Origin of the sequence: Sulfurospirillum halorespirans DSM 13726 (assembly GCF_001723605.1) — a bacterium.
Taxonomy (GTDB): Bacteria; Campylobacterota; Campylobacteria; order Campylobacterales; family Sulfurospirillaceae; genus Sulfurospirillum; species Sulfurospirillum halorespirans.
Window position 1 is genome coordinate 1,291,220 of record NZ_CP017111.1, and the last position, 14,841, is coordinate 1,306,060.

20 protein-coding genes are annotated in these 14,841 nt (G+C 40.5%); 9 read left to right on the forward strand and 11 right to left on the reverse strand.

Features of this window, described 5'->3' with window-relative positions:
• Positions 1–6: 6 nt before the first annotated feature.
• Positions 7–1,560, forward strand: a complete 1,554-nt coding sequence (gene nifK / locus SHALO_RS06400; protein ID WP_069477862.1) for a nitrogenase molybdenum-iron protein subunit beta — start codon at positions 7–9, stop codon at positions 1,558–1,560.
• 38 nt (positions 1,561–1,598) lie between these two features.
• Here the strand turns inward: nifK and SHALO_RS06405 are convergent, their stop codons facing one another.
• The 3 genes from SHALO_RS06405 to SHALO_RS06415 are packed head-to-tail and all read right to left on the reverse strand — an operon-like array spanning position 1,599 to position 3,635.
• Positions 1,599–1,967: a hypothetical protein gene (locus SHALO_RS06405; RefSeq protein WP_069477863.1), complete on the reverse strand. Its 369-nt coding sequence runs from the start codon at positions 1,965–1,967 to the stop codon at positions 1,599–1,601.
• On the reverse strand, positions 1,964–3,013 hold the full coding sequence (locus SHALO_RS06410; RefSeq protein WP_069477864.1) for a sensor histidine kinase: 1,050 nt from the start codon (positions 3,011–3,013) through the stop codon (positions 1,964–1,966). The genes SHALO_RS06405 and SHALO_RS06410 overlap by 4 nt, the downstream gene beginning before the upstream one ends.
• Positions 3,000–3,635, reverse strand: coding sequence for a response regulator transcription factor (locus SHALO_RS06415; protein WP_069477865.1), 636 nt, complete (start codon positions 3,633–3,635; stop codon positions 3,000–3,002). The genes SHALO_RS06410 and SHALO_RS06415 overlap by 14 nt, the downstream gene beginning before the upstream one ends.
• A 130-nt stretch (positions 3,636–3,765) precedes the next feature.
• Between SHALO_RS06415 and SHALO_RS06420 the strand changes: the two genes are divergently transcribed.
• Both SHALO_RS06420 and SHALO_RS06425 read left to right on the forward strand, forming a co-directional pair.
• The gene (locus SHALO_RS06420; RefSeq protein WP_069477866.1) at positions 3,766–4,074 is read left to right on the forward strand and encodes a hypothetical protein; all 309 of its coding nucleotides are present in this window, start codon (positions 3,766–3,768) and stop codon (positions 4,072–4,074) included.
• Positions 4,075–4,257: 183 nt separating this feature from the next.
• The gene (locus SHALO_RS06425) at positions 4,258–4,719 is read left to right on the forward strand and encodes a response regulator (protein ID WP_069477867.1); all 462 of its coding nucleotides are present in this window, start codon (positions 4,258–4,260) and stop codon (positions 4,717–4,719) included.
• A gap of 132 nt (positions 4,720–4,851) precedes the next feature.
• On the opposite strand, the gene SHALO_RS06430 is transcribed toward SHALO_RS06425, so the two are convergent.
• On the reverse strand, positions 4,852–6,510 hold the full coding sequence (locus SHALO_RS06430; protein ID WP_069477868.1) for a GMC family oxidoreductase: 1,659 nt from the start codon (positions 6,508–6,510) through the stop codon (positions 4,852–4,854).
• A complete protein-coding gene (locus SHALO_RS06435) occupies positions 6,507–6,995 on the reverse strand; it encodes a gluconate 2-dehydrogenase subunit 3 family protein (protein WP_069477869.1) in 489 nt (162 codons plus the stop codon). Before SHALO_RS06435 ends, SHALO_RS06430 begins: the two co-directional genes overlap by 4 nt.
• 109 nt (positions 6,996–7,104) lie before the next feature.
• On the opposite strand from SHALO_RS06435, the gene SHALO_RS06440 reads away from it, so the two are divergent.
• The 6 genes from SHALO_RS06440 to SHALO_RS06465 all read left to right on the forward strand — a co-directional run bounded on the left by SHALO_RS06440 (position 7,105) and on the right by SHALO_RS06465 (position 11,772).
• Positions 7,105–7,338 (forward strand): hypothetical protein, encoded by a 234-nt coding sequence (locus tag SHALO_RS06440; RefSeq protein ID WP_069477870.1) that lies wholly within the window; start codon positions 7,105–7,107, stop codon positions 7,336–7,338.
• Positions 7,339–7,401: 63 nt separating this feature from the next.
• Positions 7,402–7,779, forward strand: coding sequence for an HvfX family Cu-binding RiPP maturation protein (locus SHALO_RS06445; RefSeq protein ID WP_238585305.1), 378 nt, complete (start codon positions 7,402–7,404; stop codon positions 7,777–7,779).
• A gap of 45 nt (positions 7,780–7,824) precedes the next feature.
• A complete protein-coding gene (locus tag SHALO_RS06450; protein WP_069477872.1) occupies positions 7,825–8,481 on the forward strand; it encodes a response regulator transcription factor in 657 nt (218 codons plus the stop codon).
• Positions 8,474–9,628, forward strand: a complete 1,155-nt coding sequence (locus SHALO_RS06455; protein WP_069477873.1) for a sensor histidine kinase — start codon at positions 8,474–8,476, stop codon at positions 9,626–9,628. The genes SHALO_RS06450 and SHALO_RS06455 overlap by 8 nt, the downstream gene beginning before the upstream one ends.
• 110 nt (positions 9,629–9,738) lie before the next feature.
• A complete protein-coding gene (locus tag SHALO_RS06460) occupies positions 9,739–11,304 on the forward strand; it encodes a bifunctional GNAT family N-acetyltransferase/carbon-nitrogen hydrolase family protein (RefSeq protein ID WP_069477874.1) in 1,566 nt (521 codons plus the stop codon).
• Positions 11,305–11,772 (forward strand): ribonuclease HI, encoded by a 468-nt coding sequence (locus SHALO_RS06465; RefSeq protein ID WP_069477875.1) that lies wholly within the window; start codon positions 11,305–11,307, stop codon positions 11,770–11,772.
• A gap of 57 nt (positions 11,773–11,829) precedes the next feature.
• Here the strand turns inward: SHALO_RS06465 and SHALO_RS06470 are convergent, their stop codons facing one another.
• The 6 genes from SHALO_RS06470 to SHALO_RS06485 form a co-directional block, all read right to left on the reverse strand.
• Positions 11,830–12,120, reverse strand: a complete 291-nt coding sequence (locus tag SHALO_RS06470) for a sll1863 family stress response protein (RefSeq protein WP_069477876.1) — start codon at positions 12,118–12,120, stop codon at positions 11,830–11,832.
• A 22-nt stretch (positions 12,121–12,142) separates the two neighbouring features.
• Positions 12,143–12,292 carry a lmo0937 family membrane protein gene (locus tag SHALO_RS15265; RefSeq protein WP_145923237.1) on the reverse strand — a complete coding sequence of 50 codons (150 nt, stop codon included), beginning with the start codon at positions 12,290–12,292 and terminating at the stop codon, positions 12,143–12,145.
• Between the two features lie 14 nt (positions 12,293–12,306).
• Positions 12,307–13,092 carry a BON domain-containing protein gene (locus tag SHALO_RS06475; RefSeq protein WP_202968814.1) on the reverse strand — a complete coding sequence of 262 codons (786 nt, stop codon included), beginning with the start codon at positions 13,090–13,092 and terminating at the stop codon, positions 12,307–12,309.
• Positions 13,089–13,241: a hypothetical protein gene (locus tag SHALO_RS15340; protein WP_158513717.1), complete on the reverse strand. Its 153-nt coding sequence runs from the start codon at positions 13,239–13,241 to the stop codon at positions 13,089–13,091. Before SHALO_RS15340 ends, SHALO_RS06475 begins: the two co-directional genes overlap by 4 nt.
• 202 nt (positions 13,242–13,443) lie before the next feature.
• Positions 13,444–14,367 (reverse strand): PA2778 family cysteine peptidase, encoded by a 924-nt coding sequence (locus SHALO_RS06480; RefSeq protein WP_069477877.1) that lies wholly within the window; start codon positions 14,365–14,367, stop codon positions 13,444–13,446.
• The gene (locus SHALO_RS06485) at positions 14,364–14,744 is read right to left on the reverse strand and encodes a PA2779 family protein (protein WP_069477878.1); all 381 of its coding nucleotides are present in this window, start codon (positions 14,742–14,744) and stop codon (positions 14,364–14,366) included. Before SHALO_RS06485 ends, SHALO_RS06480 begins: the two co-directional genes overlap by 4 nt.
• Positions 14,745–14,841: the final 97 nt, after the last annotated feature.

Here is a 14,841-nt window from a genome sequence, read left to right on the forward strand (position 1 = left end):
AGCACAATGCAAGACGTAGAAAACATAGTAAATGGGCAGAAGCTCTTTTTAAAACCAGAGTATCAAGAAGTTTTCAAAAACAAAAAGCAATTTGAAAGTAACACAGGTTCAACGAACCCTGAAAAAGTAATCGAAATTGCTAAGTGGACAACCACATGGGAATACCGTGAGAAAAACTTAGCACGTGAGCACATCACGATCAACCCAGCTAAAGCGTGTCAACCTTTGGGCGCTGTTATGGCGGCTCTTGGTTTTGAAAACACGATGCCTTACGTTCATGGTAGTCACGGTTGTGTGGCGTACTTTAGAAGCTACTTTACACGTCACTTTAAAGAGCCAACACCGTGTGTGTCTGACTCTATGAGCGAGAGTGCAGCGGTATTTGGTGGTCTTTCAAATATGAAAGAGGGTTTACGTAACTGTAAAGCGCTTTACAAACCAGACATGATCGCGGTTTCTACCACATGTATGGCAGAAGTTATCGGTGATGACTTGAACGCTTTTGTTATCGGTGCTCGCAAAGATGCTGAAGGTGAACTTGATAGTACACCAATCCCAGCGGCACACACACCTTCATTTGTTGGTAGCCACATCACCGGTTATGACAATATGATGAACGCGATTCTTCAAGAGCTTAACATGGTTGAAGAGGGCGTTGAAGTTGAAAAAGATGCTGAGCGCATCAACATCATTCCTGGTTTTGAGTCATACCTTGGAAGCTTGAAAGAAGTGAAAAAAATCGCTTCTATGTTCAGCGACAAGATCGTAATGATCGGTGATCATGAAGATCAGTGGAACACACCAGCGGGTGAGTACAAACTCTTCTCTGGCGGTACACCACTCTCTGTTGCAAAAACAGCAAGAGGCGCAGGTACGACGATCTCTCTTCAAAAGTACTCTACACAGGCTACTGCGAAGATGATCAAAGGTGATTGGAAACAAAACTACGTTACATGTAATCCAATTGGCTTAGGTGGCACCGATGAGTTTGTTATGAAACTAAGCGAGCTTACAGGCAAACCAGTTCCTGCAGAGCTTACAAAACTTCGTGGTCAACTTGTAGATGCGATGCAAGACAGCTATCCGTATATGCACGGTAAAAAGTTCGCAATCTGGGGAGATCCTGACTTCTTGTTAGGTGTTGTCTCTTTCTTGGTTGAAATGGGAGCGATTCCTGTACACGTTCTTTGCCACAATGCCCCACGTAAAAACTGGGAAAAAGAGATGCAAGCGATTCTTGACAAATGTACGTTCAAAGAAGAGTGTCACATCTGGGGTGGTAAAGACTTATGGCATTTAAGAAGCCTTCTCTTTACAGAGCCAGTTGATTTCATGATCGGTAACGTTTATGGTAAAGAGCTTTATAGAGATACCAAAATTCCTTTGATCAGAATTGGCTTCCCAATTTTTGACAGACACCATCTACACCGATACTCTATCAGCGGATACGAAGGTGCGCTAAATCTTTTAACATGGATTACCAACTCCGTCTTAGACGCGTTGGATGAAGAGACAAAAGAGATCGCAAAAACCGACTATTTCTTCGACTGCGTTAGATAGTTCCTATGAAGTTGAGGGCTTCGGCTCTCTTCTTTTTTTTATTTTCCACCTTTACCTCCACCTCCTTTTCCATTACCGCTACTACCTCCTTTGCCATTGCATGCGCCAGTAGAACTGTTTGCATTGGAGTTTCTGCCTGTCAGTGCATTGATCTGTTGCGTTTGCACATCTTCGCTTTTTTCAGCATTCAGATCAGCCATCAATTGCTCTCGTTTGGCTTCATTTTCAATTCTTGCACGCTCTTTAATCGCTTGAATATAACGCTGACGGAACTGCCTAGGAGCTGAGATCATGTGTGTGGTGAGCTCTTCAATACTCTTACTCGTCTGTATCTCTTGTTCAACATCCTTTTCATCAAAAGCATAAAGGTGAACCATAAGCAAAATGGCAAATGTTGCGTATTTCATGCTTTCTCCTCGGGTACGAAAAGCAGGGTGATCGATGTGCCAGTCTCTGGATGACTTTCAAGGGTGATCTGAATGGCTAAAGTATCGCACAATGTTTTAACGATATTCAGTCCAAGTCCAAGCCCTTTTTCACTCTCTTTATAGTACCGCTCATAGACACGTTTGCAGTTTTTGATGCCAATGCCTGTGTCGCGGATGTTGACGCGATTTCCAACATTGCTTAGTATGATGGAACCGTTTTTACGGTTGTATTTACACGCATTTGAGATGAGATTGTCAAAAATACGCGCAATAGAATCGGGATCGCTGTGGACGATGCACGGCTCTGTTTTAAAGATAAACGTCAGTTTTGGGTAGAGTTTCTGATAGAGTTTTGCCCTTACATGTAAAAGTTTTTCAAGATCAACTTCGCTTTTTTTAGGGATAAATCCTTGGTGTAAACTTTCTAAATTACGGTGCAGTGAAGCGATGGTTTTTGCGGCGAGTTCAATACGCTCTAACGCTTCAGAGGGTGCTGATTGTGCGATAGCTTTTGTATTAAGCAGTATAGACGTGACAGGCGTGTTAAGGTCGTGGATCATGTCTTTTAAAAAGCTTTCCAAAAGATAGAGGGCATGTTTGAGCGGATAGAGCGCGTAAAACGAGTACAAAAGTGAAAAGGCAATGATGGCACACAAAAGAAGGCTTAAGATCACGAGCACTTTGTTAAAAAGCGCATGAAGCTGCGCCTCATAGTGTTGGCTTGGCATAATGACTTTAAACATGGAATTTTTTGCACTTGGAATGGTGAAATACCCACACATACCGCGATCACATGGCTGTAAATTGAGCTCATCGACAGTGCTATCGTAAGGAATGACGTCCATATCAAAGGCATTGTTTTGAAAATCATAGGTAAAAGATCTCATTTCTGAGAAGATTTGCTCTTCCATAATGTGCTTTTGTTCGTTGTAGTAAAAATAGGCAACTAGTGTGGTCAGAAGCATCAGTGTGGCAAAGAAAATACCAAATGTTTTAAAAAAAGCCTCTTTCTCATATTTTTTCAAGACGGTATCCTATACCTTTGACGTTGATGACCTGTAACGAAAAACGCTGTTTGAGTTTGGTGATATGCACGCGCAGTGCAACATCGCTTGGCTTCTCCATCACATCAAAAAAATGCTCTTTGAAGATGGTTTGACCCATGTTTCGCATCAGAAGATCAAAAATTTCTTTCTCCACAAAGCCAAGATCAACCTCTTTCCCCTTGTGGAAAATGCGTTTGTTTAAGAGATCGTAGGCAATGGAGCCGTACGAGAGAACGGGATTTTTTTTAAGTATATGCGCTTTAATGCGCACTAAAAGCTCGTCAAACTCAAAAGGTTTTTTGATGTAATCATCGCAAGCACTATCAAACGCTTTGGTAATCGTTTGAATGTCTTTATACGCACTAATAAAAAAAGCAGGTGTTGTATCGCCACTCTCACGCAGGAGTTTGAGCAGATCAAGACCGTTTAGCAGTGGAACATTGATGTCGAAAAGATAGAGATCAAAACTAGTTTCATACGAATAACTCAGCGCCTCTTCTCCATCATCGGCATGCACAACTTCATACCCTTCACCCATCAGCAAGCTTTTGAGTGTTTCACTTAAGAGGTAGTCATCTTCAAGCAGTAAGATTTTTGACATGGAGTGCTCCTTACTCAAAGAATAGCAAATATCTGTTAATGAAGTGTTAAAGTAAAAAAAATTTATCCTTAATACTTCGCTAACACATTCACCGTATAGTTTCATTATCACTATCTACAAAGGAGCATAGATGAAAAAGAGTCTTTTAGCGTTGGTATTTTTAGGCGTTGTCTCTTTTGCAACAGACTATACCGCAATGAGCGCAACCGAACTCAGTGCCATGAGAGGAACCATTCCTGCCGAAGATAGAACAGCTTTTCAAGCGGCGATGCAGGAAAAAATGCAAACACTGAGTCAAGAAGAGCGTCAAGCGTTAACCCAAGCCCGTACTTCTAGCACAACAGCAGGAAGTATGGGTGCAGGTTCGGGAAGTGGCAACGGCTCAGGAACGGGTGGCTCAGGTGGCAATGGAAAAGGCGGTGGACGAGGAGGGCGGTAAAATACTCCTGTTTTAATACTCGTTTCACGCTAAATGTATATAATTAACTTTTACGTTAGTTATATACATTTTATAGTTTTAAAAAGGCACCCATGCTTAAGGTGATGATAATCGAAGATGAGCCTCTTCAGCCCTTAATCTTAAAAAGATTTTAGAAAAAAAAGCTTTGTTGTTACAGGTCATGTGGGTAATTTTGAAGAGGCACACACGCTTTTTGAACCCAATAAACCCGATATTGTCCTCAGTGACATCAAACTTGAAAATGATGAATCAGGGATAGAAATCGTTAAAAACTTAAAGATGATGAGTGATTTTTGTGTTATATACCTTACCTCTTATGGCGATGATGCGATGATTGAAAAAGCATTAAGCACCAACCCTGCCGCTTATATCACAAAGCCTTTTAAAGAAATTGATTTTAATGCCGAATTGAAACTGGTTGCTACTACTATAAAAAATAAAAATACACATCCTGATTTTTGCTACAACAAAGAGACACGCTCCCTTTTTTACAAAAATGAGCAGATTGTTTTATCCAAACAAACAGTCATCCCACGAGACGAAACTACTGCTTCAACTTGGGTGGATATACTAACCATTCACTTTTATTTCTTTACATGTAAGGCTTTAATTCCTTACATGTAAAAAGAGTGAATACTTTTCTTGAAGGGCAAATCTTCATCGAAGATGATTGATGGACAAGTGATTGAAGTAGCACCAAACACACTATAAGTCAAGATGAATGATATCAATCTAGCAAGAGATAAACCAATTTTTTTAAGTTTTCAATAGAGTATCAAAATGCTTTTTAATATAATCTGCAACGCGAAAGGCATTGGCATAAATCGTCCATGTATAAGGCACACTTCCTCCCGTTGGCATGAAGCTACCGTCGGTTACAAAAAGATTGTGTATGTCATAGCTTTGACAATAACGATTGAGTACATGTTTTTCCGGATCATTTCCAAAACGACATCCTCCTGCTTGAAGATTTTGTGGAGGCAGTGGTGAAATAGCGTAGGTAATATTTTTTGCTCCCATTTTTTCAAGCACCTGTACCGCTTTTTGGGCTAAAAATTCTCCCACTATAACATCTTGAGGATGCGCTCCTATGCGAATATTTGCAACAGGAATACCGTATTTATCCTTGTATGCTTCATCAACAGAGACAAAACAGTTGTCATTGGGCATCCAATCATTAAAGACTTCAAAATTGAGTACCCTTTTTGTTGTTAAGGTTTGAAAAATTTTATCTTGAAGTTTTTTCCCAAAGATCAATGTCCCATCTTCTCTTTTAAGGCTGTTTGCACGTCGTATCGGATTGGCATGTTCAAATAAAAAATCAACAACGCCCCCTTTAAACTCTTGTGTAAAATACCAATCTTTGAGTGCGCGATTGACAAAAAGCCCTGCTTGTAAAAGTGTCTCTTGATTAAAATGGCTTAAATCAAACTCTCCTGAACCGATACCTCCGCCTGAAAATATCATATTTTTTCCAACAGCCCCTGATGAGTTAGCAAGTCCTTTTGGAAATGCCTTGTTTTTTGAATTTAATAATAAGCGAGAACTCTCCACTGCTTGTGCTGCAAGGATAAAAAGCTTAGCATTGACATACTTTTTAGTCCCTTCTTTTGTGAGGTACTGGGCTCTTTTAATGGTGCGTGTGTTATCTGTTTCTAATTTCACAACAAACGCATTGGCGATAATATGCAGATTTCCCGTTGCTAAAGCGGGCTGAATAAGCGCAGCACGTGAACTTCCCTTTGCTCCACTCGAACAGGCATACGAGCCGCAGTAATTGGAGTAATAACAAGGGTTTCGCCCTTCCTTAGGCTCTGAGATAATAGCCCTAGGCGTTTTAAAAGGCGTAAAATGCAAAGCCTTGCAAGCCGTGTCAAAATTTTCAACAATAGGATGTTCCGCTAAAGGAAGGTACGGATATTGCGTGGTACTTCGTGGTTCTTGGTGAGCGTACTCTGTTATCTCGCCTGAGACTCCTACGATTCTCTCTGTGAGTTCATAAAAAGGTTCAAGCTCTTCATACGTAATAGGCCAATCTTCAATATTGGCTCCTTCATAAGCCCCATAAAGAGATTTTAATTTAAAATCATTGGGTTTGAGGCGATGGAAAAATCCACTCATAAAGTTTGAAGAGCCTCCCAAAAGGCTACCATTCCAGAAACTCCAGTTATTTTCATACGAAGGCGTTTTGATCCATTTTTCCTCTTCAAAGCTCTCAATGACATGGTATTCGTCTCTTAATTTTGGTGTAAAAACATCTCGCTTGGTATAGGCTATCTCATCTTTTGAAAAATCTTTTTCACTGTAGATGTCTCCTTTTTCAAGGATCACCACTTTTTTCCCCGCACAAGAGAGTTCATAAGCAATAGGCCCAGCACCTGCGCCGCTTCCTACAATACACACATCATACGTCATATTTTGCTCCCATAGGTACTTTTAGGACGAGGTTCTCCCTTTAGATGTAAAACAGATTTCCATCCTATTTCTTGTGTGTTTCCCCCGTAAATTGGATCACCAAACATTGCTTCAAGCGTGTAATAAATCAGCCGTGAGAGCCATTGCTCCAAATAAGGATCCTCACTTGCTAGCTCTACGATACGGTATTGAGCTTCTGCATTTTCTTGAAAGAAATGAGAAAATTTTTGGTTAAAAATAGAAGCTCCTTTGATCAAAAGTTCCAAATCATTTTGATCAAAATAGTGACTGGCGCTATTGACGATTAAAAAGGAAAGGGCATTGACATTTTTTGCAGAAGGCATCTGCTCTGTTGCAGGAAATAAGACTTCTTGGACACTTTCTATGGTTTTCCACACAGAAGCAGGAACATCTTTAGCATAAGCATCCATGTTTAAAAAAAAAGGTGATGAAGCACTCAGTGCTATAAAGGTACGTCTATTCATAGTGTGCATTCTAACACAGACATGTAAAACTTTTGTGTAATACGACTACATATTCACTACACAAAATGTCACTATACTGTCACTACCAAAACTCAAAAGGAGATCTACAATGCAAGTATTTTCTAAAGTTAAACTTTTCGCAGCACTCTTGATAGCTGCTATGTTCGTAAGCGGTGCTATGGCAGCTGAAAGTAAATGTGGTGGTGAAATGAACGCTACGAAAGATGCGAAAGAGATGAAAAAACCAGCTGACGCTAAATGTGGAGGCGACAAAGCGAGTGATGCTAAAAAACCAGCTGATGCCAAATGTGGTGCTGCTAAATGCGGTGGCGAAAAGAAATAATCTGCAATGCGGTTATTTCTTGTTAACACAATGCAATCAATCGTATTGTTGAGTGTGAGACTTATGTTGGCATATGGATTTTATGAACCATCTGTACGGAAGTGGAGCGATATTCATTCCGTTGCAGAGTGGTTTGAAACACTTAATATTCCTTTTCCTTTACTCAACGCTTACCTTTCAGCAAGCATTGAGAGTGTGGGTGTTGTTTTACTGATTTTAGGCTTATTAACGAGATGGATTTCACTACCATTAAGTGCTGTTATGGTGGTTGCAATTCTAAGCGTTCATTTACACAATGGCTTTAGTGCAACCGATGGAGGTTTTGAAATTCCTCTTTACTATCTGATATTTCTTGGTGTACTATGTGCCTTTGGCGCAGGAAAAATCAGCTTAGATTATTTTCTTTTTGAGAAAAAAAAGCCATCATCGTGTATGCCATAGCTTTGCAAAAGGCTATGGTATAATTGGCTTAAAAGGAAGTGGTCGATGAAAATTTTACTGCTAGAAGATGATCCAATTTTATCTGATATTCTACTTTGTCATCTGAATCGCCATCTTCATCAAACGACTCACTTTAGCGATGGGCAGTCAGCGTCTGATGCACTCAGTACCCAAAAATTTGATCTTTTAATCCTTGATATTAATGTCCCAAAACTCAGTGGTATTGATCTTATTAAAGAAATTCGTACCTATAAAGACACGACACCTGCTATTATCATTACCGCGTTTCAAGATACGGCTCATTTGAAAAAAGGATTTGAAAATGGTTGCGATGATTACATCAAAAAGCCTTTTGATCTTGAAGAGCTTGACTTGCGCATTAAAAACATTCAAAAACGATTTAACCTTATCAATGAACAAGCCATCATTATTGATTCTCATCTTTCTTTAATGGCTTCTAAAAACCGTTTGTATGTCAATGAAATACCTTACACCCTGACGCGTAAAGAGTGCAAAATCTTACTCTATTTAAGTAACCACAAAAGTAAGGTTGTCTCCTCAGAAGAGCTGATGCAAAATTTATGGGACTATGATGAAATGCCTAGCGAAGCGACGATTAGGGTTTACATTAAAAATCTACGCACTATCATTGGAAAAGATAAAATTCAAACCGTTAGAGGGAATGGATATATTTTTGAATAAAGAAGAACAGGGCGCATTATGGCGATTTTTAATCATCTATGTCACTTCTGCACTCTTTCTCATGAGCATTATTGCTATCTTGTACTACAACAATGAAACCAATAAGCTTCATGAAAAACGTTCAATGGAAATTAAAACCGTTGTGATGAGTTACGAAAAAGAGTTGATGCAAGCAGAAATGGATAAAGTGCCGTATCTGTTTCATCCACCCAAAGAATTTTTCACGGTTGCTTTGTTAAAAGAAGATAAACAGACTCTTTTTTCAAGCTTTAAAACTCCGTTGCTTGATTTAAATACAACACCGTATGCTGTTCATCGATTAGCAACTCCTATTAATGGAGTTGCTTACATTGTTGTTGATGAAGAAATGAGCGAACGAGAGATACTCAAACTGAAATTAATTATTTTGTTTACAATGGTTATATCTGCAATCTTTGTGGGTGTTGAAGGCTACTTTTTAAGCCGCTTGTTGCTTAAGCCTGTTCACTTGCGCATTGAAAAGCTCAACCATTTCATTAAAGACAGTTCTCATGAACTAAATACACCCGTTGCCGCTTTAATGATGAGTGTTTCAAACTTGAAGCAAAGCTCGTTTAAAGATGTACGTGTTATCAACCATATTTCCATTAGCACAAAACTCATTTCTCAAATTTACAATAGTCTTAGTTATATTGCGTTTCATGATATTGATGAAGTGTTTGAAGAGTCATTTGATCTTGCCCTCTTAGTCCAAGAGAGTGTTGGATTTTTTAATGAAATAGCTTCCACCAAAGACAATATAATTACAGCACAACTTCAAACAACATTCGTTTACATGGATAAATCACGTATTCAAAAAGTTATCCACAATCTTCTCTCGAATGCTATTAAATACAGTTATCCCAAAACAGCGATTTGCGTTAAGCTTTCAGAACATCTTTTAACCGTTAAAAATGAAGGTGTTGGCATTTGTAAAGAGAATCAAAAGAGCATTTTTAAGCGCTTTGAGAGACGAAGCAATGCGGTGGGAGGCTTTGGTATAGGGTTGGATATTGTGAATTCTGTTTGTAAAATGTATGATATAAAAGTATGGGTTGAATCCATCCCAAATAAAGAGACAAACTTCTTTTTACAATTTCCTTTAACTCAAAAATTGACAAAAAAATAAAGCCTTTTTTTCTTTATTAACAAGATTATTCAATCCGCTCTAAACCCAAACTGTGCTAAGATAATCCTGATATTTTTACCGTTTACATGTAAGAAAAAAGGAAAAATTTTATGGCAAGTAGTGATGATTTAAAACAGACCAATAAGCTCGTTCTTCGTAATTTAGAACTCAAAGATTATACGCAAGTTAAAAAAATCATGGACAGAGTCTATCCTACCCTTGGCGGTTGGACGATCGAGGAATTTACCGCACAACTGACTACGTTTCCTGAAGGGCAAATCTGCATCGAAGATGATGGTAAAGTGATTGCAGCGGCGCAGAGTTTGATCGTGGACTATGACACCTTTGGCGATCGCCATACCTACAACCAAATCACGGGAAATGGACTCATCTCAACGCACGATCCTAAAGGCAATACGCTTTATGGGCTGGACATCTTTGTTGACCCCGATTACCGAGGGCTCCGACTTGGAAGACGGCTTTACGATGCGCGAAAAGAGCTCTGCTACAGGCTCAATCTCAAGCGCATCATCGCAGGCGGACGCATCCCTGGGTATGCTGCACATGCCGATGAGATGACCCCTTCAAAATACATCGATTTGGTGAAAGATAAAGAGCTTAGTGACCATGTTTTAGGCTTTCAACTTGCCAATGACTTTCATGTCAGACGTGTCTTAAAAGGCTACCTCAAAGGTGATGCTGCTTCACGTGAATATGCCACGCTTTTGGAGTGGAGTAATGTCGATTATGAAGAGCCTCACACCAATCCAACGGTGAACCGCGGCATCGTGCGCGTGGGCATTGTTCAGTGGCAGATGCGTAGTGTTAAAAGCGTGGAAGAGTTTTTGGATCAAGTGGAGTTTTTTGTGGATGCGATGGCAGGCTACAACGCGGATTTTGTGCTGTTCCCTGAATTTTTCAACGCACCACTGATGGCATTGCGTTCCGATGAAAACCCTGAAACGGCGATTCGCACCGTCGCCGCCCACACCGACACGTTGGTGGAAAAAATAGGGCAATTTGCCGTGCGTTACAACATCAATATCATCGCTGGCAGTATGCCCGAATACGATGGCAATACGCTCTACAACGCCAGTTATTTGTGCCGTCGTGATGGTACGAAAGATTCACAGAAAAAATTGCACATCACGCCCGATGAAGAGGCGTATTGGGGCATGCACGGAGGCGATAAACTCTGCGTGTTTGAAACCGATGTGGGACGTGTGGGCATTTTGGTCTGTTACGATGTCGAGTACCCCGAACTTCCACGCCTTTTAGCCGATCAAGGCATTGATATTCTCTTTGTACCGTACTGGACGGATACCAAAAACAGCTACTTACGTGTGCGTCGTTGCGCGCAAGCTAGAGCCATTGAAAACGAGTGTTATGTTGCGATTTCAGGCAGTGTTGGAACCCTTCCAAAAGTTGAAAATATGGACATTCAGTACTCCCAATCGGCGGTCTTTAGCCCTTCGGATTTTGCGTTTCCACACGATGCAACGATTGCCGAAGCCACGCCAAATACCGAGATGACCTTGGTCGCCGATCTTGATCTGAGTCTTTTAAAAGAGCTAAGAGAACGAGGCAGCGTGCGCAATCTGCGTTCACGTCGTAATGATTTGTACAGTCTGAAATGGAAAGGCGATAAAGAAGATTTTGTCGTGGTTCAAGGCTAGGTGATACGGCTTTTTTGCGATGGCAGTGTCAATGCTCACACCCATGTGGGCGTTGGTGCGTATCTCATAGTTCCTGAAAATTCTACGCAGGATGAGGCTTTACATGTAAAGCTCAAAATCTTTCCTGAAACCTCTTCCACGAAGCTTGAATTGCAAACACTGTTATGGGCGATGGAAGAGGTATGCGGCATGAGTGATGAGCTTGTGATTTACACCGATTCGCAAAATATCATCACCCTTCCAAGCCGAAAAGAGCGGTTTGAGCGAAGAGGTTATGAGACAAACCACAAGAAGATTCATGAGCACGCTGAGTTGTATCAAGCGTTTTATAGGGTGATGGAGGAAGTGAACTGTTCGTTGGTGAAAGTGAAAGGGCATAAGCTTGAGTGCGATAAAGATGCGATGGATCGCTATTTTACGCTTGTGGATCGTGCCTCGCGTGAAGCGCTTCGCAAAAGTGGTCTGTGAAGGTTTACATGTAAAGAAAATAAGAGAAGGGAATCCTTCTCTTATTGTGTGGTAAAATTATTTGCCGAAGTGTTTTGAAGCGTGGTGTAGGGTAGATTTGGTGGATTGCCAAATGGATTCAACCCCTTTTTTCATCTCGTCAAATTTTTCTTCGCCTGCATCAACAAGTTCCGCAAGTTTTATTTTACCTTCACTCATTTTTTCATCAAGTTGTTTGATCTGTTTGTGCATCTCTATTTGAATATCCGCACTTGCACCGGAGGCTTCTGCTTTAAATTTATCAATTTGAGCTTTTGAGGCGTCAAATTCTGCTTGAATTTTTTGTTCGTAAAGTTTTTTATCACTCATGAGGAATCCTTTTATAATGGGTTTAGAGAACACGTCTACCTTGAATAATTCGAACGAGCACTACGATCAGAGCTATGACCAAGAGAAGGTGTATAAACCCTCCCAAAGTATAGCTCGAAACCAGACCGAGTGCCCACATGATAATCAGTAAAAGAGCAACTGTATAAAGCATGTGAGTCTCCTTGTTTAATTTTTCAATGATGCGTCAATACTCATGGTATTGACAACACCGATAACACCGTCAACATCTTCGACAAGTTTGGTAACCAAGTCTACTTCAGCAGCATTTTGTGCTTTTCCACTTACCATGGCAACACCATCTTTGGTGGTGACACTGGTACGGATCGCACTCGTTGAGCTATGAAGCAACAAGGTCATTTTGACTTGAGCTGTGATGGAAGCGTCATCTATTTTTTCACCCATGGTTTCAGATTTTGAAAGTTTCATATTGTTTATGACACTTTTAACACCTTCCACTTTTTTGGCGTATTGGGTTGTCAGCTCTTTTTTAGCAGAACTTTCAGCCTCGCCTTTTAGGGTAACAACGCCATTTTTAACGCTAACTTCCGTTTTACTTGCACTTACATTGCTGTGAAACACAAGCGCTGTTTGTACTTTCATTCTGATCCATGTATCGGAGTTTTCAGGAAGACGATCTTCACGGATTACAATCTGATTGTCGACACTTTTAACACCAGTAATGGCTTCAGCAGTATTACCTGCCATTGGTTTATGCGCATCATCAAACACTTCGCCGGAGAGCGTAACCACACCCTCTTTTGAAGCAATTTTGATGTGCTCATCTTTTAAATAGGTCTTGAAAACAAAACTCTTTTTAAACGATGACTCAATTTGGTCATCCATATCAGACGCGTACGCTGAGATACTCGTTGAAAGAATAACCGCAACAATCGCTGCTGCTATAAATGAGTATTTCATTGTCGCTGGATGTTTATACACTGAGTGTCTCAATGTTTGATCTTTTCGTCTTTTTTTGGATCAACTTTAACGCCGTCTTTTGCTGGCTCAGTGACTTTAGCAGAATCTTTTTTAGGATCGACGCATGCAGCATCTTTTTTAGGATCGGTATGCGTATTGGTTTTATTTTTGTCGTTAAACATGATATGTCCTTATCTTTTGGTCGGTAGATATTGAAATACACACGTATTCAGTCGATAGTACGGGTATGTAATATGAAGCTATAAAAGTATTTTCATTGTTGAAAAGACTCTTGAACTCTTTCTTACATGTAAACATCTTACAGACCTTTGGTCATTTTTTGGTTATTATCAAACTCTTTACATGTAAAAGAGTTTTGATGGTTTACTCTTGCAGTCTTCGTTTGATCTCTTCGAGGGTTTTTTGGTATTCCACCGAAAAGACGCCACCAATATCAACGGCTTCGAGCGCATACTGTTTTGCTTCACGCAATTTGTTTTCTCGCATTAACGATTGCGCAAGGTTATTTAAAAGCACAGGATCATGTGGTTTAAGCGCAAGAGCGCGTTTATACTCTGCCGTGGCATTAAGATAATCTTGCATCTCCATATACATATTTGCCAACATCACCGAGCCCAAAGTTGAGCTAGGATAGGTTGCCACGTAGTTAATGGCGGAGAGTTTCGCTTGCTCTTTGTAGCCAACATCGTACATGTCGGTAATGGCACGTATCATGGCTGGCTCATTGGAGGCAATAGGTAACAGTGGCGGTTTCAGTGCCACAATCGCCCAACTTCCACCGCGTTGTGAGAACATTTCAAAGTCATCAAAACTCATCCATGTTTGATCTCCCTTAGGTGCGGAGAGAAATACTTTTTTGTCTGCTTTATCAAAACCTGTGACCACCGCGTAGTGCCATGCAGGAAGCGGCGTAAGGCCTAGATTGAACAGAACCAGTACGGGTGTATTGTTAGAAACTTCACTTAAAATGGGTGCGAGCCCAGGATTGAGTGCATAAGGAATGAGTCCGTAGCGTCTAGCAGTCGCTTTCATCTCCATTTGCAAGGAGCCTAAAAGCTCTGGCGTAAAAGTCGTTCCGACAACATCGCCATAGACAAACTCAACATTTTGATGCGTTAGCAGGGTTGCTAAAGATGCAGGACCACAAAAGTAAGCCTCTTGCGGGTAGATGGTTAATGAAAGCTTTTTAGACTCGACAATCGATTTATCCGCAGATAAATAGTCATAATTCTTAGAGACACACCCCGTAAAAAGCAAAAGGGTTGCGCAGAGAAGTAAGCGTTTCATTGCACACTTTTCGTAAAGTTAAACACTTTGGTAAAGCCTAAAATATCGGTAATTAAAAGAACGATAAAGATGAAAACCAAAACACCCAAGATGGCTCCACCTGCACTACCACCCGCAGGCATTGATTCTATTTGTTCGTTGATTTGCGCGATTTCTTCATCGGTTAACGAAGCGATTCTATTTTGAATATTTTCGCTGCTAACACCGAGTTCCGCAAGTTTAGCTTGCACCTCTTGTTTTGCTAAAAAACCATCAATACTAGCACTTGAGTGAGACTCCTGCAACACATCTTGTGCGCTGATAACGCCTGCAAACATCGTGGTACTAAAGAGAGAAAGGGAGAGACTAAAGGCAAGAATCAGTTTTGCAATGTTCATAATGAACTCCTTACATGTAAAGGGATCGATAAGCTTATGACAAGCACAGAAATAACGGTTCGGATTTAAGGTTTGAGCCTTAAACCCGTTTCTTCAC